The organism is Janthinobacterium aquaticum (assembly GCF_009208565.1).
Taxonomy (GTDB): Bacteria; Pseudomonadota; Gammaproteobacteria; order Burkholderiales; family Burkholderiaceae_D; genus Janthinobacterium.
This window is the reverse complement of the sequence record NZ_WFLK01000003.1, coordinates 37,368-60,772: the sequence shown is the minus strand read 5'-3', so window position 1 is coordinate 60,772 and position 23,405 is coordinate 37,368. Positions and strand designations below refer to the sequence as shown.

General features: G+C 61.8%; 21 protein-coding genes. 11 read left to right on the top strand and 10 right to left on the bottom strand.

All coding sequences use genetic code 11. The annotated features are described in order from the left end of the window. The first annotated feature begins 78 nt into the window (after nucleotides 1–78). From GCM43_RS05790 to GCM43_RS05775, 4 genes are all read left to right on the top strand, one after another. Nucleotides 79–822: a TorF family putative porin gene (locus GCM43_RS05790; RefSeq protein ID WP_152242588.1), complete on the top strand. Its 744-nt coding sequence runs from the start codon at nucleotides 79–81 to the stop codon at nucleotides 820–822. Nucleotides 823–1,061: 239 nt separating this feature from the next. Then, the gene (locus GCM43_RS05785) at nucleotides 1,062–2,129 is read left to right on the top strand and encodes a PDDEXK nuclease domain-containing protein (RefSeq protein ID WP_226929339.1); all 1,068 of its coding nucleotides are present in this window, start codon (nucleotides 1,062–1,064) and stop codon (nucleotides 2,127–2,129) included. A gap of 155 nt (nucleotides 2,130–2,284) precedes the next feature. After that, nucleotides 2,285–3,313, top strand: coding sequence for a gamma-glutamyl-gamma-aminobutyrate hydrolase family protein (locus tag GCM43_RS05780; RefSeq protein ID WP_226929338.1), 1,029 nt, complete (start codon nucleotides 2,285–2,287; stop codon nucleotides 3,311–3,313). Next, a complete protein-coding gene (locus tag GCM43_RS05775; RefSeq protein WP_152242587.1) occupies nucleotides 3,310–4,374 on the top strand; it encodes an alginate lyase family protein in 1,065 nt (354 codons plus the stop codon). Before GCM43_RS05780 ends, GCM43_RS05775 begins: the two co-directional genes overlap by 4 nt. A 159-nt stretch (nucleotides 4,375–4,533) precedes the next feature. On the opposite strand, the gene GCM43_RS05770 is transcribed toward GCM43_RS05775, so the two are convergent. The 5 genes from GCM43_RS05770 to GCM43_RS05750 form a co-directional block, all read right to left on the bottom strand. Further along, nucleotides 4,534–5,664, bottom strand: coding sequence for a YbdK family carboxylate-amine ligase (locus GCM43_RS05770; protein ID WP_152242586.1), 1,131 nt, complete (start codon nucleotides 5,662–5,664; stop codon nucleotides 4,534–4,536). Then, entirely contained in the window at nucleotides 5,665–6,852 is a 1,188-nt protein-coding gene (locus tag GCM43_RS05765; protein ID WP_152242585.1) for a cation:proton antiporter, read from the bottom strand. It abuts the gene before it with no gap. A gap of 274 nt (nucleotides 6,853–7,126) precedes the next feature. Then, nucleotides 7,127–8,296 carry a vWA domain-containing protein gene (locus GCM43_RS05760; protein WP_152242584.1) on the bottom strand — a complete coding sequence of 390 codons (1,170 nt, stop codon included), beginning with the start codon at nucleotides 8,294–8,296 and terminating at the stop codon, nucleotides 7,127–7,129. Beyond that, entirely contained in the window at nucleotides 8,290–8,910 is a 621-nt protein-coding gene (locus GCM43_RS05755; RefSeq protein ID WP_152242583.1) for a GNAT family N-acetyltransferase, read from the bottom strand. Before GCM43_RS05755 ends, GCM43_RS05760 begins: the two co-directional genes overlap by 7 nt. 9 nt (nucleotides 8,911–8,919) lie before the next feature. After that, nucleotides 8,920–9,789 (bottom strand): AAA family ATPase, encoded by an 870-nt coding sequence (locus tag GCM43_RS05750; protein ID WP_152242582.1) that lies wholly within the window; start codon nucleotides 9,787–9,789, stop codon nucleotides 8,920–8,922. Nucleotides 9,790–10,010: 221 nt separating this feature from the next. Between GCM43_RS05750 and GCM43_RS05745 the strand changes: the two genes are divergently transcribed. Then, nucleotides 10,011–10,340 carry a c-type cytochrome gene (locus tag GCM43_RS05745; RefSeq protein ID WP_152242581.1) on the top strand — a complete coding sequence of 110 codons (330 nt, stop codon included), beginning with the start codon at nucleotides 10,011–10,013 and terminating at the stop codon, nucleotides 10,338–10,340. Nucleotides 10,341–10,351: 11 nt separating this feature from the next. Further along, nucleotides 10,352–10,705, top strand: coding sequence for a c-type cytochrome (locus GCM43_RS05740; protein ID WP_152242580.1), 354 nt, complete (start codon nucleotides 10,352–10,354; stop codon nucleotides 10,703–10,705). A gap of 24 nt (nucleotides 10,706–10,729) precedes the next feature. Here GCM43_RS05740 and norR read toward each other — a convergent pair whose 3' ends face one another. After that, nucleotides 10,730–12,271: a nitric oxide reductase transcriptional regulator NorR gene (norR, locus tag GCM43_RS05735; protein ID WP_152242935.1), complete on the bottom strand. Its 1,542-nt coding sequence runs from the start codon at nucleotides 12,269–12,271 to the stop codon at nucleotides 10,730–10,732. A gap of 150 nt (nucleotides 12,272–12,421) precedes the next feature. On the opposite strand from norR, the gene nirK reads away from it, so the two are divergent. From nirK to GCM43_RS05720, 3 genes are read left to right on the top strand one after another with little or no spacing between them, the layout of a single operon-like run. Further along, complete coding sequence (nirK, locus tag GCM43_RS05730; RefSeq protein WP_152242579.1) at nucleotides 12,422–13,891, top strand: copper-containing nitrite reductase; 1,470 nt, start codon at nucleotides 12,422–12,424, stop codon at nucleotides 13,889–13,891. A gap of 19 nt (nucleotides 13,892–13,910) precedes the next feature. Next, nucleotides 13,911–14,588: an iron-sulfur cluster repair protein YtfE gene (ytfE, locus tag GCM43_RS05725; RefSeq protein WP_152242578.1), complete on the top strand. Its 678-nt coding sequence runs from the start codon at nucleotides 13,911–13,913 to the stop codon at nucleotides 14,586–14,588. Between the two features lie 8 nt (nucleotides 14,589–14,596). Beyond that, nucleotides 14,597–16,864, top strand: a complete 2,268-nt coding sequence (locus GCM43_RS05720; RefSeq protein WP_152242577.1) for a nitric-oxide reductase large subunit — start codon at nucleotides 14,597–14,599, stop codon at nucleotides 16,862–16,864. A gap of 7 nt (nucleotides 16,865–16,871) precedes the next feature. On the opposite strand, the gene GCM43_RS05715 is transcribed toward GCM43_RS05720, so the two are convergent. Further along, nucleotides 16,872–17,294: a DUF1841 family protein gene (locus GCM43_RS05715; RefSeq protein WP_152242576.1), complete on the bottom strand. Its 423-nt coding sequence runs from the start codon at nucleotides 17,292–17,294 to the stop codon at nucleotides 16,872–16,874. A gap of 110 nt (nucleotides 17,295–17,404) precedes the next feature. After that, nucleotides 17,405–18,046 (bottom strand): RNA pyrophosphohydrolase, encoded by a 642-nt coding sequence (locus GCM43_RS05710; protein WP_152242575.1) that lies wholly within the window; start codon nucleotides 18,044–18,046, stop codon nucleotides 17,405–17,407. 205 nt (nucleotides 18,047–18,251) lie between these two features. Here GCM43_RS05710 and GCM43_RS05705 point away from each other — a divergent pair, with 205 nt between their 5' ends. Continuing rightward, on the top strand, nucleotides 18,252–19,985 hold the full coding sequence (locus GCM43_RS05705) for a proline--tRNA ligase (protein WP_152242574.1): 1,734 nt from the start codon (nucleotides 18,252–18,254) through the stop codon (nucleotides 19,983–19,985). A gap of 2 nt (nucleotides 19,986–19,987) precedes the next feature. Further along, nucleotides 19,988–20,608 carry a lytic transglycosylase domain-containing protein gene (locus tag GCM43_RS05700; protein ID WP_193315555.1) on the top strand — a complete coding sequence of 207 codons (621 nt, stop codon included), beginning with the start codon at nucleotides 19,988–19,990 and terminating at the stop codon, nucleotides 20,606–20,608. 555 nt (nucleotides 20,609–21,163) lie between these two features. On the opposite strand, the gene GCM43_RS05695 is transcribed toward GCM43_RS05700, so the two are convergent. Continuing rightward, nucleotides 21,164–21,577, bottom strand: a complete 414-nt coding sequence (locus tag GCM43_RS05695) for an SWIB/MDM2 domain-containing protein (protein WP_152242572.1) — start codon at nucleotides 21,575–21,577, stop codon at nucleotides 21,164–21,166. Between the two features lie 344 nt (nucleotides 21,578–21,921). Further along, complete coding sequence (gene ffh, locus GCM43_RS05690; RefSeq protein WP_152242571.1) at nucleotides 21,922–23,289, bottom strand: signal recognition particle protein; 1,368 nt, start codon at nucleotides 23,287–23,289, stop codon at nucleotides 21,922–21,924. Between the last annotated feature and the right edge of the window lie 116 nt (nucleotides 23,290–23,405).

Here is a 23,405-nt window from a genome sequence, read left to right as displayed (position 1 = left end):
GGCTTTGCCCAAAATTCCTGCAGCAAGGGGCCAGCTGCGCCATCTCGGCAAAGGCCCAAACCACCAATGAAAATCATTATGCAAAAAATCTTGTTTGTCATCGCCGCCACTCTTGCCTCCGGCCTGCTGCACGCGCAGGAAGCCAAGCCGGACAATGAAGTGAGCTTCAACGTTGCCGGTGTTTCCGACTACCGCTACCGCGGCATCTCGCAAACCCGCCTGCAGCCAGCGCTGCAGGGCGGCGCCGATTACACCAACAATCCCACCGGCCTGTATGCGGGTGCATGGGCCTCGACCATCAAATGGACGAAAGATGCGGGCGGCAGCGGCGACGTGGAAGTCGACCTGTATGCGGGCAAGCGCGGCCAGCTGACATCCGATCTTGGTTACGACGTGGGCGTGCTGGCCTATGTCTATGCCGACAACGGCCTGAAAAGCGTGGCCGGCTTTGCCAACGCCGATACCCAGGAAGTGTACGGCCAGCTGTCGTACGGCCCGGCGTACATCAAGTATTCGCATGCCGTCTCGAACCTGTTCGGCATCGTCGACAGCAAGAACAGCGGCTACCTTGACCTGGGCGCGAATATCGATCTGACAGGCGGCTGGACCGGCAACCTGCATATCGGCCACCAGAAGGTGCGCAATAACGATGCGGCCAGCTATACCGACTGGAAGCTGGGCGTGACGCGCGACTTCGGCGTGGTCACTGGCGCGCTGGCGGTCATCGGCACCAATGCCAGTGAAAGCGCGTATGCGTCGCCCGCCAACGGCAAGTTCCTGGGCAAGACGGCGCTGGTGCTGACGGTCAGCAAGATATTCTGAAGGGTACGTTGGCCGGAGCCAGCATCCCTTGTTTGATTGAAAAGGGAGCCGGCCTTGGTTAAGGTCGAGGACGCTGGTTCCCCTTCGACCGGCGCGCATGCTGCTTATGTATATTGTGCACCGCTGCTTTTGCCTGTCGGATGAGTTATCTGCTTGATCACTTGCACAGTCAAAAAGTGAATGTATTGCATAATACCGGAGTCAGTGAATAACCAGGCCGAGAAATCAAGGAGCAGTACTTGGAACCGAAGAATGTGTATGCCGGGGCGACAGCAAACAGCTTGGTCAGCGATATTCATGCGCTGATCAGCGAGGCGAAGGCCGGCTTGGCAGCAACGGTAAATTCAGCCCTGACCATATTGTATTGGCGAGTTGGCCGGCGTATCCGCAGCGAGATATTGCAAGGAGAGCGGGCCAGCTACGGTGAACAGATTATTGTATCCCTGGCGCATCAGCTGGAAGCCGATCAGGGGCGGGGATTCGGTGCCAAGAACCTGCGCCACATGCTGCGCTTTGCCGAGGTATTCGAGGACGAGAAGATTGTCTACGCAGTGAGTAGACAATTGAGCTGGACTCATCTGCGTAGTCTGATTTATATCGACGATCCGCTGAAACGCGAGTTTTATCTGGAAATGTGCCGTAGCGAAGGCTGGAGTACCCGTACCTTGCAGGGCCGCCTGGATTCCATGCTGTTTGAACGAACAGCACTTTCACGCGAGCCAGACGAGTTATTGACAAGCGAACTTGCCACGCTGCGCAACCAGGGAGTGCTGAGCCCAAACCTGGTGTTGAAGGATCCTTATGTACTGGACTTTCTTGGGCTACGCGACCGGTATCTGGAAAAGGATCTGGAAGACGCGATTCTGCGCGAATTGGAACACTTCCTGTTAGAACTGGGTGCCGGCTTCAGCTTTGTGGCCAGGCAAAAACGGCTGCAAATTGACAATAACGATTTTTATATCGACTTGTTGTTTTATAACCGTCGTCTGCGCCGTCTGGTGGCGATCGAGCTTAAATTGGGTGAATTCAAGGCCGCCGACAAGGGGCAGATGGAACTGTATCTGCGCTGGTTGGCCAAGTATGAGCAGGAACCAGGTGAGGCACCGCCGCTGGGCATTATCCTTTGTACGGGGAAGAACCGCGAACAGATTGAACTGCTGGAACTCGACCAGAGCGGGATTCATGTTGCAGAATATCTGGTCGGCCTGCCGTCAAGACAGGTATTGGAGCAAAAACTGCATGAGGCCGTTGCGCTTTCCAGGGCGCGGCTTGAAAACAGGCTAGACCCCGATTCCGCAGTAATTTAGCGACTATCCAGCTGCCCAAAGCCTTAGGCAATGGCAATAGCTGCTGTTGCAGACATGCCCCGTTTACACGTTTTTGTTACAAAATTGAATCGTGCTTTCCGGAACGGAGGTTTATATTGAACCGTCCCCGTCATCGAGCAAGTCTCAATCTCACCATGTCAGACGAAAAAGAGCCGCCCGTTGTTGCTTCCAACCCGCCTGTGACGCCGCCTCCAGCGCAGACCGCCGTGCCGCCTGTTCGCCCCGACCGTGTTGGCCGCGCGCCGGACGCCGACGAGCGTGATCGCCGTTCACGCGACGCCGCGCCGCGCTATCTGAAGGAGGGCGATACGCCGTTTGCGCTGGCCTGGCGCGTTCTCACTTCGCGCTACCGTGCAATGCGCGACAGGGCTGGGCGCGACTTTATGCGCCGTACGCTGCGCATCGGCATTTCAGCGCGTATCTTTCATCCCGAGCCTGGCTCGACCGGCTTGCGCAGCAAGAATCTGCAGTATCTGGAAGAGTCGATTGCGCAGTGGGTGATGTCGCGCGATGTGCTGGTGTTTATGATCCCGACGGTCAACACCAATGGCCTGCTCCACCCCAGCAATATCACCCTGCGCCACTATGCGCGCCACCTCGATGGGCTGGTGCTGCAGGGTGGTGCCGATGTCTCGCCGCAGACCTATTCCGAGACGGCCACGCGGCCAGAATGGAGCGGTGACCGCGCGCGCGACCTGTACGAACTTGAGCTGCTGCATGAATTTGTCGACGCCGGCAAGCCGGTGCTGGGCATCTGCCGCGGCTGCCAGCTGATCAATGTGGGCTTCGGCGGCACGCTGTACCAGGATATCGCGTCCGACGTCGAGGGTGCCTCCTCGCATGTGAACGACCTGTACGACCGCCATCGCCATACCATCGTTTTCCCGAAAGGCTCGACGCTGGCCGGCATGTTTCCCAAAACCGGCGAAGCGCTGGTTAACTCGATCCACCATCAGTCGGTCAAGGACCTGGGGCGCGACATTACGGTGGAAGCCTATTCGCATGGCGACAATATCGTCGAGGCGATACGCTACCAGCGCGCGCGCTTCGTCATGGGCCTGCAGTGGCATCCCGAGTTCCATTCGGCCGGCGGGGTCGAGCTGCTCGACTGCACGCCGATCCTCGACAACTTCCTGCGCGCTGCGCGGGAGACACGCTTTTGATTACCCGGCGCACCGTGCTGGGTGGCTTGCTGGCTTTGCCGCTGGCCGGCGTGCGGGCAGCATCGTCCTCCGCTTCGGCCGCGCTGCCTTTTGCGCTGACGCCGCCGTCGCGAGCCGATGCGCTGCCGTCGCAGGTACCGAAAAAGGTGGCGGCGCAAGTGCTGCGCGCAGCGCAAAAGGCCGTGGACCGACCCGTACACCTGATGAAAGCAGTACGTACTGGCGGCCTGCTCGATGGCGAGGACGGCCGCGCCGAAAGCCAGCAGGCGCAGGAAGACTGGCGTCAGGCGCGATTGCAGGCGCTGGCGTGGCGCCTGTCCGGCGAAGCGGCGTACCTGGACAATGCGCGCAAGCTGGTGCTGGCCTGGAGCGACGGCTACCAGCCTTCGTTCAGCCCCGTCGATGAGACCGAGCTGGCCAGCCTGCTGATGGGCGTGGATCTGATCGAGGAGCGCCTGAGCGTGGGCGAGCGCGCGCAGTTGCAGGAATTTTGCCGCACGCTGGCCAACGGTTATCTGAGCGACCCGATCAAGGTCGGTGGGCCATCGACAGCGCGCAATAACTGGCATAGCCACCGTATCAAGATCGGTACGGCAGGCGCCTACCTGACCGGTGATGCGGCCCTGGTGGCGCGCGCAAAAGAGCGCTTCCTGGCCCATGTGCCACGCAATATCGGCGACGGCGGCGTGCCGTTCGACTTTGAACAGCGCGATGCGCTGCATTACACCACCTACAGCCTGGAGCCGCTGCTGACGGCGGCATTGATGGCGAAAAATCATGGCGACGACTGGTTCGGCGCGGCAGGCGCGCAGCGTTTGCAACAGGCGCTGGCCTGGCTGGCCCCTTATGCGCAAGGCAAGAAGACGCACGAGGAGTTTGCAAAAAGCGCCGTGTCGTTTGATCGCAAGCGCGTGGCGGCCAGGCAGAAGGGCTTTACCGGCAACTGGGACCGCACGGGTGCGGCCAATGTGTATCTGCTGGCCTCGCGCTTCGATAGCACGTATGCGCCGCTGGCGCGCGAGCTGCAGCCGGCGGCATGGGCGGTAGCGCTGTTTGGTTGAGCAGGTTGTGTCGGAAGACGCCCTGCGGGCTGTTCCTACAACACCGCTTTGACGCCAACCATGTTGTCGGATTACGCGGGGCTTTGCCCCGCTAATCCGACCTACGCGCTAATCCCCCCACGGCCCAATCCGACATACGGGCCATGTCTCTGGAAAAACTCAATACACCATCGGCTCGCCGCGGAAGCAGCGAATGGCCGCGTCGACCATGCCTTCGGCGCTGCCCTGTACATTGCGCTGCTTGCGCAGGTACTGCGCGTCGCTCCACTGCTTGACCACGTCCGACAGATGCTTCAAAGCCGGCATGCTGTCCATCGCTTCGCAGTGCGGTTCCATCTTGCGCAGGGTGGTCATGATGTCTTCGCGCAGCGACATGGTTTCGTAGGTTTTCGGATGCGTGATGGCACCGTCCAGGCCAAAGCGGCAGGCCTGGAAGCGGTTGTAGTTGTAGACCAGGTAGTCGTCTTCGGCCGGCGGCGTTTCGCGCCGCTCGAGCAGGTAGCGGCACAGCGCCTGCAGGTAGGCGGCCAGCGCTGCGGCGCGCTCCACCGTCAGCGGCGTGTCGCATACGCGCAGCTCGATGGTGCCAAATTCCGGCTTGGGCCGGATATCCCAGTAGAAGTCCTTCATGCTCTTGATAATGCCGGTGTTCTCCATCTTGGCAAAATACTCGCTGGAGAACTGTTCCCAGCTCATGGTGAAGGGCGCGCGTCCGCTCATCGGGAAGGCAAATACGGAGTTCAGGCGAGCCGAGTCGAACAGCGTGTCGCGCCCCTGCACATATGGCGAGGAGGCCGACAGGGCGATAAAGTGCGGGATGTAGCGGTTCAGCGAATGGAGCAGGAACATGGCGTCATCGCCCGAGGCGCAGCCGATATGCACGTGCTGGCCGAAAATCGTGAACTGCTTGGCCAGGTAGCCGTACAGTTCCGAGATCTCCTGGAAGCGCGCCTTGGAATAGATTTTCTGCGCCGACCATTGCTGGAACGGGTGCGTGCCGCCGCCGGCAATGCCGATATTGAGTTTGTCGCCCGCTTCGACCAGGGTGTCGCGGATTTCCTGCAATTGCGCCAGCAGCGGTGCATGGTGAGTGTGCACGCTGGAGTTAATCTCGATCATGCTCTCGGTGATTTCTGGCGTGACGTTGCCGGGAAACGGTTTTTTGCCCAGCAGGTGCAGCAGGTCGGGGCTGGCCGCAGTCAGGTCATAGTCCGACAGGTTGACCAGTTGCAGTTCGAGTTCGACGCCGAATGTCAGCGCGGCCGATTGGCCGAATGGTTCCAGTGGCATTTAGCGCTCCTTGATTTCATGGGTTTCTTTGGCCAGCATCAGCACGCGCTGCACCAGGATAGGACCGATCAGTTCGAGCATCAGCGTCATGGCCGCCAGTGCATTGAGTTCGTCGCCGAAGTTCATGCCCTGCTGGCGCGCATGTTCGAGCACCAGGATCACGAATACCGACACGGGTGTCAGGGCCGTACCGGTCAGGATACCCTTGCGCCACGAGATGCCGCTGACGTGCGAGAACGCGGCCACGCCCACCACCTTGACCAGCAGGCGTCCGGCAATCACCGCCAGCGCCAGGCCTGCACCGGCTGTCACGCTGGCCCATTCCAGGGTCGAGGCGGCGTACACGAACAGCAGTACCGTCAGCAGTTCGCCCAGCGCGCCGAAATTGCGTTGCGCCTGGCTGAAAGCGACGCGGCGGTGGCGCGCCACCAGGCCGAAGGTCAGCGTGGCCAACAGCGGCGACAGGCTGGTGGTGTAAGTCAGTGCAACGAGCAGCATGACCGACAGCGCAAAGGCCACGGTGGCATCCTGCGACATATTGCCCAGGCGGCGCAGCATGGCCGGCACCACGATGCCGAACACCGTGCCGGCCGCCACCGAGGCGCCCAGCACGGCGGCGCTGCTGCTGGTCGCCTGGATCAGGTCGGTCGAGCTCTGGAACATCCAGAAGCCGACGATGATATTGAAGGTAAATACGGCCAGCACGCAGTTGAGTGCCGTCAGGTGCACGAGCCGTTCCGTGACCTGGCCCGAGCTGCGCTCCTCGTTAATGACGCGCATGATGGTGGCAGGCGAGGTCGACATCGACAGCGAAGCGAGCAGCAGCGCCGTCATCGGTGCGGCGGCAAATTCGATGGCAATAAAATAGACGATGGCAAACGTGCCCAGCGCTTCGACCAGGCCGGCCACGGCGATCCAGGGATTGTTGGTGAGCCAGCGCAGGTTGATGCGGTAGCCGACCTCGAACAGGATCAGGCCGAAGGCCACGTCGGCCAGCACCAGCATCGGGCCGGCGTCGGCCTGCGGCAGGATGCCGACCTGGACTTGCGACAGCACGAAGCCGATCACGCCATAAAAACTGATGCGCGGCAGGCCGGTCCAGCGGTGGCCGAATTCGCCGATCACCCAGGCCAGGGTGATGGCGAACGGCCAGGACAGGTCGGCGGCGATCGAGAGTAAACTTTGCATGCTGATTCCTTTGAAATATCGCTGGCAGGAGCCGGCAGAGCGAGTCCGGCAGGGCGTCCTGCGTTGCAGCGGTAATGCACTCGCGTGTTTCGCGCTGCGCCGATTCTACCGGAGCAGACGGCGCGCACGATGTACGCAATCGAACGGTGCCGCAGCCATGGCGGTGCGGGCACGAGAGCTTGCATGAGGGCGGGGAACGACCCGCCCGGTGATGTTGTGCAGCAGTGTACGGCATGGCGGCGCAACACCGCCATGGACTTTTTGTTGCGCGCTTTTATTTACTGAGCAAGCGCATGCCCCGTTCCAGGCCTTCCAGCGACAAGGGAAACATGCGTTCGTTCATCAACTGGCGCATCACGCCGATCGACTGGCGGTACTGCCACAGATGCTCCTGCTCGGGATTGAGCCAGATAAATTTTGGAAAGGCGGCCGTAAAACGGCTTAGCCAGACCTGGCCCGATTCCTCGTTGTTGTACTCGACCGAGCCGCCCGGATACAGTATTTCATAGGGACTCATGGTGGCGTCGCCCACGAAGATCAGCTTGGTATCGGGCGGGTATTTGCGTAGCACGTCCCAGGTGGCGAAACGCTCGGCGTTGCGGCGCCGGTTGTTCTTCCACAGGAAATCATAAACGCAGTTATGGAAGTAAAAGAACTCCATGTTCTTGAATTCGCTCTTGGCCGCCGAGAACAGCTCTTCGGTGCGTTCAATATGGTCATCCATGCTGCCGCCCACGTCGAACAGCATCAGCACCTTGATGCGGTTCTTGCGCTCGGGCCGCATTTTGATATCGAGGTAGCCGGCGTTGTTGGCGGTGGCGGCAATGGTGGCGTCGAGCGCCAGTTCCTCCTGCGCGCCGACGCGCGCAAATTTGCGCAGGCGCCGCAAGGCCACTTTCATGTTGCGCGTGCCCAGCTCGCGTTCGCCGTCATAATCGTGGTAGCTGCGCGCCTCCCATACCTTGACAGCCGTGCGGTTGCCGCCCTTGCCGCCGATGCGGATGCCTTCCGGGTTGGTACCGCCGTTGCCGAACGGCGAGGTGCCGCCCGTGCCGATCCATTTGCTGCCGCCCTCGTGGCGCTCTTTCTGCTCTTTCAGCAGTTCGTTCAGGCGGTCCATCAGCTTATCGTAGCCGAATTTCTCCAGCTGCGCCTTCTGCTCGTCGGTCAGTTCGCGCTGCATGCGTTTGAGCAGCCAGTCGAGCGGAATGGCGGCATTGCCCTCGAAGGCGACGTTGACGCCCTTGAAGTACTGGGCAAAGGCGCGGTCGAACTTGTCGAAATGGGCTTCGTCCTTGACCAGCGTCAGGCGCGCCAGATAATAGAAATCATCCATCGAGGCCGTAATGACATTTTTTTGCAGCGCTTCAAGCAGCGTCAGAAATTCCTTGATCGAGACCGGAATTTTTGCGTCCTTGAGCGTGAAAAAAAAGTCGATCAGCATGGCGTGCCTTCTGCCGGCACCCGCTCGATGGGCCGCTGCGCCAGCTTGTAGCGCAAATGGGCTGCGATCTCCGGCCATTCGCCGCGCGTGATGCTGTACATGACGGTATCGCGCACGGTGCCGTCGCGGCGCAGCGCGTGGTGGCGCAGCACGCCGTCCTTTTTCGCGCCCAGGCGCTCGATGGCGTTTTGCGAGGCATGGTTGAAGTTATCGGTGCGCAGGCCCACCAGCGCGCAGCCGAGCGTATCGAACGCATGCGCCAGCAGCAGCAATTTGCAGGTGGTGTTGACGTGGCTGCGCTGGCAGCGTTTGGCATACCAGGTGTAGCCTATTTCCACCCGGCTCACCTCTGGCAGCACATCGTGGTAGCTGGTGGTGCCCAGCACCGTGCCGCTGGCCGCGTCGATCACGGCAAAGGCAAAACGCGACGGGCGCATCTCGATGGCCTTGAAGATGTACTGCTCGACCTTGTCCGGCTCGGGCACCGAGGTCACGCGTAAATTCCACAGTTCGCCGTCGGTGGCGGCGGCGCGCAGGCCTTCGGCGTGATGCGGCGCCAACGGTTCCAGGCGGATGCCGTGCAGTTCAAGCGTAATCGGGGCGATCGCTTTCAACGGCGCCTCCTAGCGGTTGGTGCGCGACATGAACATCAGGCGCTCGAACAGATGCACGTCCTGCTCGTTTTTCAATAGCGCACCATGCAGCGGCGGCACCACGGTCTTGTTATCCTGGCTGCGCAGCGCTTCCGGCGGAATGTCTTCGGCCAGCAGCAGCTTGAGCCAGTCGAGAAATTCCGAGGTCGACGGCTTTTTCTTCAGGCCCGGCACCTCGCGCACGGCGTAAAAGGTCTGCAGCGCCTGCGCCAGCAGTTCCTGCTTCAGCTGCGGGTAGTGCACGGCGACGATCTGCGCCATGGTGTCGCGGTCGGGGAACTGGATGTAATGGAAGAAGCAGCGGCGCAAAAAGGCGTCCGGCAGTTCCTTTTCATTGTTGGAGGTGATGATGACCAGCGGGCGGTGCACGGCGCGCACCATTTCACGCGTCTCGTAGACATAGAATTCCATGCGGTCGAGTTCGCGCAGCAGGTCGTTGGGGAATTCGATATCGGCCTTGTCGATCTCGTCGATCAGCAGCACCACCGGTTCGGGTGCGGTGAAGGCCTGCCACAGCACGCCCTTGACGATGTAGTTCTGGATATCGCGCACGCGCTCGTCGCCCAGCTGCGAGTCGCGCAGGCGCGACACGGCATCGTATTCGTACAGGCCCTGCTGCGCCTTGGTGGTCGATTTGACGTGCCACTGCATCAGCGGCATGTTCAGTGCGGCCGCCACTTCTTCGGCCAGCATGGTCTTGCCGGTACCTGGCTCGCCCTTGATCAGCAGCGGGCGCTGCAGGGTCAGTGCCGCATTGACGGCCAGTTTCAGGTCGCCGGTGGCGACGTAATTGTCGGAGCCTTCAAAGCGCTGGGGCGACGGTGCTTGCGTAGCGTGCATGAGCGTTCTGCCAAAGTCAGTAAGAGTCCGAGTATAAACACAAGCGTGGTCAACTGCCACGCCGGTGGCCAGTCTGGCCGCGTGCACAAAGCCCTTTCATGTGTATGGACTTGCAAGAATATTGTGGTTAGAATCGGCAATCAACAGCTTATTTGTCAATATTAAAGATCAAAAAATACCAGCCTGGCGTTACTCCGATTACCTTTGCTCACTTTGCCACTATGAAAAAAATCTTTGCACTTCTCGTGCTTGCCGGCATAGCAAATGCCGCCGCAGCGGCTGACATCGCAGGAAACGCCACGGCGGCCAAGGCCAAGGTGGAAATGTGTATCGGTTGCCACGGCATCCCCGGCTACAAGGCCACTTTTCCCGAAGTATTCCAGGTGCCGATGATCGGCGGCCAGAGCGCCAAATATATTGAAAATGCGCTCAAGGCCTACCAGAAGGGCGACCGCAAGCATCCGACCATGAAAGGCATCGCGGCCAGCCTGTCGGACCAGGATATCGCCGATGTGGCGGCCTATTATTCCCAACAAGCCAAGCCGAACTGAGGTCCAGCCAGATGAAAAGTCCCTACGCCGCCCTGTCCTGTGCTCTCTTTTGTGTCTTTGCCGCCGGCAGCGCCATCGCGGCCGGCAATATCAATACTGGCAAGGCGCTGGCCGAGAAATATGCGTGCGCCACCTGCCACGGCAAGGATTACGCCACGCCGATCGATCCGTCCTACCCCAAGCTGGCCGGCCAGCACCGCGACTATCTCGAACACGCGCTGACCGCCTACAAGCGCGGCGACGCGCCCAATGGCCGCAACAACGCCATCATGACCGGCCAGGTCAAGCCGCTGAGCAACCAGGACATCAAGGATCTGGCTGCCTACTTCCACAGCCTGCCGCCGTCGCTGGTATTGCGTCGCTAAAAAAAGCTGACCCGAGCTGACCCGCTAGCCTTTCATGCCGACCCGGCGCGCCAGCTTGTGCAGGTTGCTGGCGTCCAGCCCCAGCTGGCGCGCCGCCGCTGCCCAATTGTCCTGATTGCCAGCGAGCGCCTGGCGGATGGCCTGGCGCTGGCTTGCTGCCACGATCTGCTGCATGCTCATCGCTGCCAGTGGCGGTTCGATCTCGCAAGCTGTTGGCGTGGCGGCAGGCGTGTCGATGGCGTCCAGGTCCAGCATGTCCTTTTCCAGCGTGACGATAGCGCGGCGGTCGGCACCGCGTATTACCGCCTTCAGCGCGGCGCGGCTGATCACGTGTTCCAGTTCACGCACATTGCCGGGCCAGCGGTACAGGCGCAGCGCCTCTTCTGCGGCAGCGCACAAGCGCAGGCTGCGCAGGCCCAGGCGCGCCCGGTTCTGTTCCAGGAAGCGCCCGGCCAGCAGCAGCACGTCATTGCCGCGTTCGCGCAGTGGCGGTATCGGCACCGGGTAGACCGACAGCCGGTGATACAGGTCGGCCCGGAACGAGCCGTCGCGCACATGGTCGCGCAGGCTGCGGTTGGTGGCGGCTATCACGCGCACGTTGACGCGGCGCGGCCGGTCGGCGCCCAGGCGCTGGATTTCACCGTTCTGCAAGGTGCGCAGCAGCTTGGCCTGGATCGACAGCGGTAGTTCGCCCACTTCATCGAGAAACAGGGTGCCGCCTTCGGCCGCCTCGAAGCGCCCCGGGCGGTCGCTGACGGCGCCTGAAAATGCCCCGCGGACATGGCCGAACAGTTCGCTTTCGGCCAGCGACTCGGGCAGCGCCGCGCAGTTGACATGCACCAGCGGCTTGCCGGCGCGGCGCGACAACCGGTGCAGCCGGTGCGCGCAAAGCTCCTTGCCTACGCCCGTTTCGCCCAGCAGCAGCACCGGCAGGTCGGCGTCGGCCACCACCTCGAGTTCATGCAACAGTTGCGTGATGGCGGTGCTCTGGCCGACAAAGTCGCTCTCGTCGCGTGGCGTCGGGCTGGCCGCCTGGCCGGGCGTGCCGGCGGCGCGCAGGCTGCGTATGTCCGATTCCAGCCGCGTCACGCGCACGGCCGCCTCGATGGCGCAGGCCAGTTCGGCCAGTTCGCGCTGGGCGCGCAGGTCAAACGCGCCAACCTCCAGCGCATCGAGCGTGATCACGCCCCAGCGCTCGCCTTCCAGGTCCAGCGCCATGCCCATGCAGTCGTGCACCGGCAATGGCTCGCCCGCATGCCCGGCCACCAGGCCGTCGTACGGGTCGGGCAGGGCGCTGTCGTGGTGAAAGCACAGCACGCCGCGCCGCTGCACGATGCCGGCCAGGCGCGGATGGTCGGCCACGGCAAAGCGCCGTCCCAGCGCGTCGCTGACCAGGCCGTCCATGGCCACTGGGCGCAGGTGCTCGCCGTCGAGCTTGAGCAGGGCCACCGCCTCGCAGCCGAAGTGGGCGCGCAGGCTGCTGACCAGACGCTGCAGGCGCACCGCTACCGGCAGGTCGGCGCCCAGGTCGGTCAGCAGTAAAAGATGGGTATGCGAGAGGGTCATCATGACCCGAGAGGGTACAGATAACCGTAGCGGTCGTGGGTCAAAACGACCATGCAATTTTCAAATCATTGATTTGCAACAAGTTTTTTCTGGTATGTCGTTTGCGTAGGTAAAGGGGCCAAACCGGCTTTCAAGACCAAGGAACGTACCATGAAAACGCCTCTCCCGCTGCGCGCCATTGCCGCTGCCGTCTGTATCCTGGCCCTGCCTGTCTCTTTGCCTGCCGCCGCCAGTGCGCCGGCCGCCAAGGCCCAGCCCGCTGCTGCAGCTGCCGTCAGGCGCTATGAACTCAACACCAATATCGTCGATGGCAAGATGGTGTATGTCGACGCGAAAGGCCAGGTCAATCCGACCCTTGTCGCCAAAACCGGCGACACGGTGGAAATCGTGCTGTCGAGCGGCGAGGGCGCCGAGCACGATATGGTGATTCCGCAGTTGAACGTCGCTTCGTCCAAATTCAGCAACAGCAGCGGCAAGGTCACCGTGCGCTTCAAGGTCACGCGCGCCGGCAGCTTCGTTTATTACTGCTCGATTCCCGGCCACCGCCAGATCGGCATGGAAGGCAAGCTTGAAGTGACCGGGCCGGCGCTGGCTGAAGCGCCGGCGCCAGCGCCAGCCACCGACAAGAGCGACGCCGCGCTGGCGCTGTACACGCCGGCGCCGTCGCCGATGCGCGGACCCGACCCGAGCGCGGTAAGCGTGGCGGCCAATCCGGCCAGCGTGCCGGCCGCCATCGGCCAGCGTGCGCCACAGCTGCTCAAATACCGCATGGAGACGGTCGAATTGCCCGGCAAGCTCGATGACGGCACCAGCTTTACCTACTGGACCTTCAATCGCCAGGTGCCCGGTCCGATGCTGCGCGCCCGCGTGGGCGACACGGTCGAGCTGACGCTGTTCAATGCGCGCGACAGCAAGATGATCCATTCGATCGACCTGCATGCGGTGACCGGCGGCCATGGTGGCGGCGAGCATACGCAGGTCGCACCGGGCCAGGAAAAAACCATCACCTTCAAGGCGCTGCACCCTGGCCTGTATGTGTACCACTGCGCCACGCCGCTGGTGCCGCAGCATATTGCTGCAGGCATGTACGGCATGATCCTGGTCGAGCCGGAAGGCGGCCTGTCGAAGGTGGACCGCGAGTACTACGTGATGCAGGGCGAGATGTATACCGGCCGCCCGCACGGCGCACCGGTGCACCAGGAGCCGAGCCTGGAAAAAATGTCCAACGAACTGCCCGACTACTACGTGTTCAACGGCGAAGTGGGGGCGCTGAGCAAGACCCACAAGCTGCAGGCGAAGGTGGGCGAGACCGTGCGCATTTATTTCGGCGTCGGCGGCCCGAACAAGATCTCTTCGTTCCACATCATCGGCGAAGTGTTCGACAAGGTCTACAGCGAAGGCTCGCTCAGCAGCATCAAGCATGACGTGCAGACTACGCTGGTTGCCCCCGGCGGCGCCACCATCGTCGAACTCAAGATGGAGCATCCGGGCAGCTACCTGCTGGTTGACCATGCGCTGTCGCGCGCCGGCAAGGGCGCCGTCGGCGTGCTCGAAGTGACCGGCGACGCGGTGCCTGGCGTGTACCACGCCGGCGCCCACCCTGCTGGCCAAAGCCACTAATTCAAACAAGGAAGCTATCATGGAACTGATCGATCAATCCCTGGGCCAGCTGGCCCGCCGCATTCCTGGCGCCACGCGCCTGTTCGATGCGCACCACCTTGATTTTTGCTGCGGCGGCAACAAGACCCTGCGCACGGCTGCCGCTGCCGCCGGCGTCGATGCCGCCCCTATCGTCGAAGAACTCAGGCAACTGGCCGGACGCAGCGGCACCACCAGCGAGCGTGACTGGCAGGATGCCGAGGCGGCCGAACTAGTCGACCATGTGCTCACACGCTACCACGCGGTGCACCGCGAACAGCTGCCTGAACTGATACGCCTGGCGCGCAAGGTCGAGCAGGTGCATGGCGAACGCGCCGACTGCCCGCACGGCCTGGCCGAGCAGCTGTCGGTGATGGCGCAGGAACTGGAAAGCCATATGCGCAAGGAGGAAGACATACTTTTCCCGATGATCGTGCGCGGCCATGGCGCGATGGCGCGCGCGCCGATCAGCGTGATGCGCATGGAGCATGACGACCATGGCGTGGCGCTGCGGGCGGTCGAGCAATTGACCGGCGGTATCACCACGCCGGCCGGCGCCTGCACCACCTGGCGCGCGCTGTACACGGGCCTGCGCACCTTCCGTGAAGACCTGATGGCGCATATTCATACTGAAAACAATATCCTGTTCGAGCGCTTTGCGCCGGCAGCAGTACATTAAGGACAGCCATGGGTCCCTATAAAAAACTGTGGTTTACGCTGATCGGCGTACTGATCGTCACCTTTTCGCTGCTCGGCTACTACGGCGCCGAAGTCTACCGCCAGGCGCCGCCGATACCGGCCAAGGTGGTGGTTGACGGCCGCCTGCTGTTCGACAAGGAGGGCATCCTCGACGGCCAGACGGCCTGGCAGTCGGTGGGCGGCATGCAGCTGGGCTCGATCTGGGGCCACGGCGCCTACCAGGCGCCCGACTGGACGGCCGACTGGCTGCACCGCGAACTGACGGCCTGGCTGGAACTGGCCGCGCAGCAGGAGCATGGCAAGGCCTACGCAGCGCTTGACGGTCCGCAGCAGGCGGCGCTGCGCGAGCAGCTGCGCCTTGAATACCGCGCCAACCGCGTCGATGCCGAACAGGTGCTGCACCTGTCGGCGCGCCGCGCGCAGGCCATCAACAACACCGCCGCCTATTACAAGCTGCTGTTCTCGGATGCGCCGCAACTGCAGAAGAGCCGCGAGCATTTCGCCATGAAGGAAAACACGCTGCCCAGCGCCGAGCGGCGCCAGCAGATGACGCAGTTTTTCTTCTGGACGGCGTGGGCTGCCGCCACCGAGCGCCCTGACTCCAAGGTCACGTACACCAACAACTGGCCGCATGAACCGCTGATCGGCAACCAGCCCAGCGGCGAAAACCTGGTCTGGTCGGTGGCCAGCGTGGTGGTACTGCTGGCCGGCGTGGGCTTTCTGGTCTGGGGCTGGGCCTTCCTGCGCGACCACGACGAGGCGCTGCCAGCCGCTGGCCCACGCGATCCTTTGACCACCTTTGCGTTGACGCCATCGCAGCGCGGCCTGGGAAAATACCTGTTCCTGGTGGTGGCGCTGTTTATCTTCCAGGTATTTATCGGCGGCTTTACCGCCCATTACACGGTCGAAGGCCAGCAGTTCTACGGCATCGACGTGTCGCGCTGGTTCCCGTATGCGCTCACGCGCACCTGGCATATCCAGGCCGCGCTGTTCTGGATTGCCACCGGTTTCCTGGCCGCCGGCCTGTTCCTGGCGCCCTTGATCAATGGCGGCAAGGACCCGGCATGGCAGCGCTTGGGCGTCGATGTGCTGTTCTGGGCGCTGGTGGTTGTGGTGGTCGGCTCGTTTGTCGGCAATTATCTGGCCATTGCGCAGGTGATGCCGCCCGAGTGGAACTTCTGGCTCGGTCATCAGGGCTATGAATATGTCGATCTGGGCCGCCTCTGGCAGATCGGCAAATACGTGGGCATTTTGCTGTGGCTGGCACTGATGCTGCGTGGCGTTGTGCCGGCGCTGCGGCAAAAAGGCGGTGACAAGAACCTGCTGGCGCTGCTGACCGCCTCGGTGGGCGCAATCGGCCTGTTCTATGGCGCCGGCCTGTTCTACGGCGAACGCACGCATCTGTCGGTGATGGAGTACTGGCGCTGGTGGGTCGTGCATCTGTGGGTCGAGGGCTTCTTTGAAGTGTTTGCCACCACCGCGCTGGCCTTTATCTTCTCCACCCTGGGGCTGGTGTCGGCGCGCATGGCCACCACCGCCAGCCTGGCGTCGGCGTCGCTGTTCATGCTGGGCGGCATACCGGGCACCTTCCACCATCTGTACTTTGCAGGCACCACCACGCCGGTAATGGCCATTGGCGCCAGCTTCAGCGCACTGGAAGTCATGCCGCTGATCGTGCTGGGGCATGAAGCCTGGGAAAACTGGCGCCTGAAGGACCGCGCGCCATGGATGGAAAACCTGCGCTGGCCGTTGATGTGCTTTGTGGCCGTGGCCTTCTGGAACATGCTGGGCGCCGGCGTGCTGGGCTTCATGATCAATCCTCCGATCTCGCTGTATTACATCCAGGGTCTCAACACCACGCCGGTGCATGCCCATGCCGCGCTGTTTGGCGTATATGGCTTCCTGGCGCTGGGCTTCACGCTATTGGTGCTGCGCTATCTGCGCCCGCACTACCAGTTCAGCCCTGCGCTGATGAAAACCGCGTTCTGGGGCCTGAACTTCGGGCTGGCGCTGATGATCTTTACCAGCCTGTTGCCAATCGGCATTATCCAGTTCCACGCCAGCGTGACCGAAGGGCTGTGGTATGCGCGCAGCGAGGAGTTCATGCAGCAGCCGGTGCTGCAGACGCTGCGCTGGGTGCGCACCTTTGGCGACCTGGTATTCATTGTCGGCGCATTGGCCATGGCCTGGCAGGTGGTGCTGGGACTGCGTGCGCCAGCGCAGCGCAAGGCTGGCGCGCAACTGCAGCCGGCCTGACGATGCTCTAGCGGCGGCGTACGGCGTCGATATACGCCTCCGTGTCGGGCGGCAGGCCCGAGCGCTGCGACGCCCAGATCATCTGGCCCAGGCATTCCATCACTTCATGGTGGGCGGCGTGGGCCGAGTCGAGCCGCTGCGTGAGCTGCTGCACGGCCGGGCGGATGCCGCGCGGCTGGTCGACCTGCACCTGTTCGGTAATCGACAGGTGCATCGACAGATGCAGAAACGGGTTGGCCTGGCCGCCTTCGACCGAATAATCGCGCGCCAGTGCCTGCTCGACATCGTTTAATGCCTCTTCATACTCGGGATGCTCCAGTATCCAGTCGAGCGCAATGGCTTCCATGGGCGTGAGGATTTCATGTGCGCGGTGCTTGCGCAGCGTGTCGCAAAAGAAGCGGCGCACATCGTTGGAGGAGGGATTGAACATGTCGGGCGGTAAAAGCAGGGGAGGCGCATATTGTACTCCCAAGCCATGGCCGATGCTGGCGCAGGGCAGCGCCCGGTTTCCCGGGGCTGCCCTGTTTTGATGGCTTGCTGCTACGGCTTGCCCGGCAAGATCAGTTCCGGGATACAGCCTTCGGCAGGCTTGTCGGCGTCTGCGCTGGCGCTGACGACGGTTTTGCCGGCATTGCCATCCTGTACACGCGGTGCGTGCGGCTGGCGCAGGTAGCGCGACGTATGGCGCTGCTGCGTATTGCCATGCGCGGGCCAGGTCAGGAAGCGCGACAGCTCCTGCAAGGCGCGCTGGTACACATCGCGCTTGAATTCAATCACGACATCGAGCGGAACCCAGTACTCATGCCAGCGCCAGGCGTCGAACTCGGGGTGGTCGGTCAGGCGCAGGTTGACGTCGTTATCGCGCGCGCACATTCTCAGCAGAAACCAAATTTGCTTCTGGCCACGATAATGGCCGCGAATCTCGCGTTTAATGAAGTGATCCGGCACTTCATAGCGCAGCCAGTCGCGGGTACGGCCGACAATTTTGACGTGTTCCTGTCTAAGTCCGATCTCCTCTTCCAGTTCGCGAAACATGGCTTGTTCCGGTGTTTCGCCATATTTGATGCCGCCTTGCGGAAATTGCCATGAGTGCTCGCGCACCCGCTTGCCCCACCACACCTCGTTCTGGGCGTTTAGCAGGATGATGCCGACGTTGGGCCGAAACCCTTCACGGTCGAGCATAAAACACCTCAAACTTTCTGCGGCAGCGCGTCTTTTCCTTACATATTTACCCACAACTGCGCATGCCGACAGCCTTTTCGGGGTACGAAGAGGGCCGGAATCGCCTCAATTGAGCGCATTTGTATAAAGTATGGACGCATCAGCCAGCTAATCCTTTAAAATTAGGTTGATTATAACCCTCTCTTTTTAAAAAGAATTCACCGTTATGCGCGCCTCCCGTTTTTTTATCTCTACACTCAAAGATGCTCCTTCTGACGCGGAAATCGTCAGCCACCAATTGATGATGCGTGCAGGCATGATCAAACGCCTCGGTTCCGGCATTTATACCTATATGCCGATGGGCCTGCGCGTGATCCGCAAGGTGGAAGCAATCATCCGTGACGAGATGAACAAATCGAGCGCCATCGAGCTGCTGATGCCTCTGGTGCAGCCGGCCGAACTGTGGCAGGAAACGGGCCGCTGGACCAAGATGGGCGACGAACTGATGCGCGTGAAAGACCGCCATGGCCGCGAATACGCGATCCAGCCGACCTCGGAAGAAGTCATTACCGACGTGGTACGCTCCGAAATCAAGTCGTACCGCCAGCTGCCGCTGAACTTCTACCATATCCAGACCAAGTTCCGCGACGAGCGCCGTCCGCGCTTCGGCCTGATGCGCGGCCGTGAATTCACCATGAAGGACGCCTACTCGTTCGACCGCGACCTGGCCGGCATGCAGGCTTCCTATAAAATCATGTTTGACGCCTACACGCGCATCTTCACGCGCTTCGGCCTGAAATTCCGTGCGGTAGCGGCCGACAACGGCGCCATCGGCGGCTCCGGTTCGCACGAGTTCCACGTGATCGCCCATACCGGCGAAGACGCGCTGGTGTACTGCCCGACCTCCGACTACGCAGCCAATATGGAAGCGGCCGAAGCACTGCAGACCGGCGAGCGCGCAGCGCCAGCCCAGGAACTGGTGAAAACCCCGACCCCTGGCACCGTCAAGTGCGAAACCGTGGCCGCGCTGCTGGGCCTGGAGCTGTCGCAAACCGTGAAAACCATCGCCCTGACGGTGGAAACTGAAAAAGATGGCAAGGTCAGCAAAGCGTATTTCATGCTGCTGCTGCGCGGCGACCATGAACTCAACGAGATCAAGGTCGGCAAGGTGCCAGGCCTGGCCAATCACCGTTTCACCACCGAAGCCGAGCTGCTCGAAGTGTACGGTTCGATCCCGGGCTTCCTGGGCCCGATCGGCACCTTGCAGCCGGTCACCGTGGTGGCTGACCGCACGGTGGCCAACATGAGCGACTTTGTCTGCGGCGCCAATGCTGCCGATTTCCACTACACAGGCGCCAACTGGGGCCGCGACCTGCCCGAGCCGCACATCGTGGCCGACCTGCGCAACGTGGTGGCAGGCGATGCCTCGCCGGACGGCCAGGGCGTGCTGGCGATCGAGCGCGGTATCGAAGTGGGCCATGTGTTCCAGTTGGGCACGGCCTACTCGGAAAGCATGAAGGCGACCTTCCTCGACGAAAATGGCAAGCCGGCGCCGCTGCAGATGGGCTGCTACGGCATCGGCGTGACGCGCATCCTGGGCGCAGCCATCGAGCAGAACTTCGATGACAAGGGCATTATCTGGCCAGCGGCGATTGCGCCGTTCGAGGTGGTGCTGTGCCCGATGGGCATGGATCGCAGCGAACTGGTCAAGGAAGAGACCGAGAAGCTGTATGCAGCCCTGCAAGCGGCTGGCGTGGACGTGATCCTCGACGACCGTGGCCAGCGTCCCGGCGCCATGTTTGCCGACTGGGAGCTGATCGGCGTGCCGCACCGTGTGGTGATCGGTGAGCGTGGCCTGAAAGAAGGCAAGCTGGAATACCAGGGCCGCCGCGATACCGAAGCGACCGGCGTGGCGCCAGCCGATATTGTGGCCTTTATCCAGGGCCAGATGGCGCAGTGATATTGCAGCACGCAAGCCGTGCGGCTGGCGCGCTCGCGCTGGCCGCCTGCCTGGCTGCACTGGCTTGCGCTCCCGCGCAGGCCGGCAACCAGAAGGAAGAAGCGCTGGCCGACTCGGTGCGGCTGGCGCTGTCGCGTGCAATCCGCGACGAACGTCCGCCCCAGCCCCGTTTCAGCTCCCAGCCACAGCAGCAGCAATACCAGCAGTGGCTGGCGCAGATGTCGCAGCGACTGCAGCGCAAGGTGCCCGATGCGCAGTCGCGCACGGAATTGCTGGAAACGATCTGGTATGAGTCACGCCGCGCCGGCCTGGAGCCAGCGCTGGTGCTGGGCCTGATACAGGTTGAGTCAGCCTACCGCAAGTACGCCGTGTCGCTGGCCGGCGCGCGCGGCTATATGCAGGTGATGCCGTTCTGGACAGGCGTCATTGGCGACCATGACCGCAGCAAGCTGTTTCATATGCAGACCAATTTGCGCTACGGCTGCGCGATCCTGCGCATGTATCTCGATATGGAAAAAGGCGATCTGTTCTTGGCGCTGGGGCGCTATAACGGCAGCCGGGGACGAGCCGATTATCCGAATGCGGTGCGGGCCGCCTGGAAGCAGTGGGAGTTCAAGCAGTGATCAGAATACCGTCGCTGCGCCTTGCCCTCGACATTTTTCGGGTTTGCTTGGCCCAGTGAGAACGGCGGGCCGGAGACGCGGGCCCGAGAAAATGCCGATGGCGGCGTTGCAGCTCCTTGCCGTACTTGCGTACTGTCTGCGTCGCTGCGCCTTGCCCTCGACATTTTTCGGGCCCGCTTGGCCCGGTATGCCTGTGCGGACGTCTTGAGTTTTAATGTACTTTTGTGGTTTGCTGGCGTCCTTGCGGAGCCTGGGCGCTAACCGGGCCCGAGACGCGGGCCCGAGAAAATGCCGATGGTGGCGTTGCAGCTCCTTGCCCTCCGTATTTTTCAGGCCGGCTTGGCCCGGCATGCCTGTGTGGATGTCTTAAGTTTTAATGTACTTTGGTGGTTTGCTGGCGTTCTTGCGGAGCCTGCGCGCTAACTTGACGGGGACTGCGTAATTCCGGGATTTTCTGCCACGAACGCAGCAGGGTAAGGCTGGGGTCAGAACGGCGGGTCTTGGCGACCCCGTCTGACCCCGGCCAATGCATGGCAGGGCGCCAGCATGGTCAGCTTATTTCAGGTGGTCAGAAATCAGCTTGGTCATTTCAAACATGGACACCTGGGCTTTGCCGCCGAAAACAGCTTTCAGCTTGTCGTCCGCATTGATCATGCGGCGGTTGGCCGGATCTTGCAGATCGAGTTTTTTGATGTAATCCCACACCTTCTTGGTCACTTCCGTACGCGGCAGCGGTGCTGCGCCCACGACGGCCGCCAGGTCTTTCGACGGCGTCATCTCTTTCATGAAGGCTGCGTTTGGCTTGCGTGGTGTTGCCGGTGCTGCTGCTTTCTTCGCTGCTGCAGGTTTGGCGGCTGGCTTGGCAGCCGGTGCTGCCTTGGCTGCTGGTGCTGCTTTCTTTGCTGCGGCAGGCTTGGCTGCTGTTGCTTTGGCTGGCGCTGCTACTGGGGTTTTTTTGGCTGTTGCCATCTTCGAGCCTCCTTAACAAACACATGGGAAATTGCGCATTGAATCGCACGGCTAATATTGGTGGGGATTTAAACAGTATGCAAGCGATTTTCACGTTTTTCACGAGGAAAAAGCAGGGAAATCGCGCTGCGGTCGCCCGGGCACGGCGCCAGAGGGCAAAGAAGGGTGTTTTTGCCTGAAAACGGCATGGTTGCAGGGTATGCGGGGAGGCAGCGTGCCGCAGGCATGGAAATGCCTTGCATCATCGTTTCAGGCAGCTGGAAGGCCAATAATGACTGTGGCCGCCAGGTACTGCAGCAAGGTCTGCGCAGCACCGTGGCGGCCACGATGAAAGACGGAAGGCCTTATTTCAGGCCAGGCATCATGCCTTTCATGGACCGCATCATTTTCATCATGCCGCCGCCCGACAGCTTTTTCATCATGGTCTGCATCTGTTCGAACTGATTGAGCATGCGGTTCACTTCCTGTACCTGCACGCCGGCGCCGGCGGCGATGCGGCGCTTGCGGGTGGCCTTGATCAGTTCGGGCTTGGCGCGTTCCTGCGGCGTCATCGAGTCGATAATGCCGCACATGCGGCGCACCTGCTTGTCGGCCTGGTCCATGTTCTTGCCGCCGGCAGCCTGCTGGAACTGGGCCGGCAGCTTGTCCATCAGGTTGGCCATGCCGCCCATTTTCTTCATCTGGCCCAGCTGCGCCTTGAAGTCGTTCATGTCGAACTTGCCGCCAACCTTGATTTTCTGCGCCAGATCGGCCGCCGCCTTGCTGTCGACGCCCTTGCGTGCTTCTTCCACCAGCGCCAGGATGTCGCCCATGCCCAGGATGCGGTTGGCCATGCGGGTCGGATCGAACGCTTCGAGGCCGTCCAGTTTTTCCGATACGCCGGCAAACTTGATCGGCTTGCCCGTGATATGGCGCACCGACAGGGCCGCACCGCCGCGTGCATCGCCATCGAGCTTGGTCAGCACGATGCCGGTCAGCGGCAGCGCGTCGTTGAAGGCCTTGGCGGTATTGATGGCGTCCTGGCCCAGCATCGCGTCGACCACGAACAGGGTTTCAATCGGTTTCACCGCGCCGTGCACGGCGGAGATCTCGCGCATCATCTCTTCGTCGATACCAAGACGGCCGGCCGTATCGATAATCAGCACATCGTGGTAGTGCTTCTTGGCCCAGTCCAGTGCAGCCAGGGCGATATCGACCGGCTTGTCGGTGGAGGACGAGGGGAAGAAGTCGGCGCCAACCTGGCCGGTGACCGATTGCAGCTGGGCGATCGCGGCCGGACGATACACGTCGGCCGAGACGGTCAGCACTTTTTTCTTCTTTTCTTCCTTCAGGTACTTGGCCAGCTTGCCGACGGTGGTGGTTTTACCGACACCCTGCAGGCCGGCCATCAGGATAATGGCCGGCGGCTGCTGCGCAAAGCTCAGCTGCGACGCTTCCGGCCCCAGGTCGCCGCCCATGATGGCGGCCAGCTCGCGCTGCACCACGCCGACCAGCGCCTGGCCTGGCGAGAGCGAGGAAATGACTTCCTCGCCCATGGCTTTTTCCTTGACGCGGGAGATGAATTCGCGCACGGCGGGCAGGGCCACGTCGGCCTCGAGCAGCGCCAGGCGCACTTCGCGCAGCATTTCGGCGGTATTGGACTCGGTCAGGCGCGCCTCGCCGCGCATGGTCTTGACGACTTTGGCTAGCCGTTGGGTGAGATTATCTAACATGATGAACCTGCAATGAAAAGCTTGGAAGGGGCGGCGCAAAGCCGGACGATGGCCGTCATTTTACCGCATCGGATGGCAATGCCATGATTGCATCGTGGTGCATTTCAAGAGTAAAA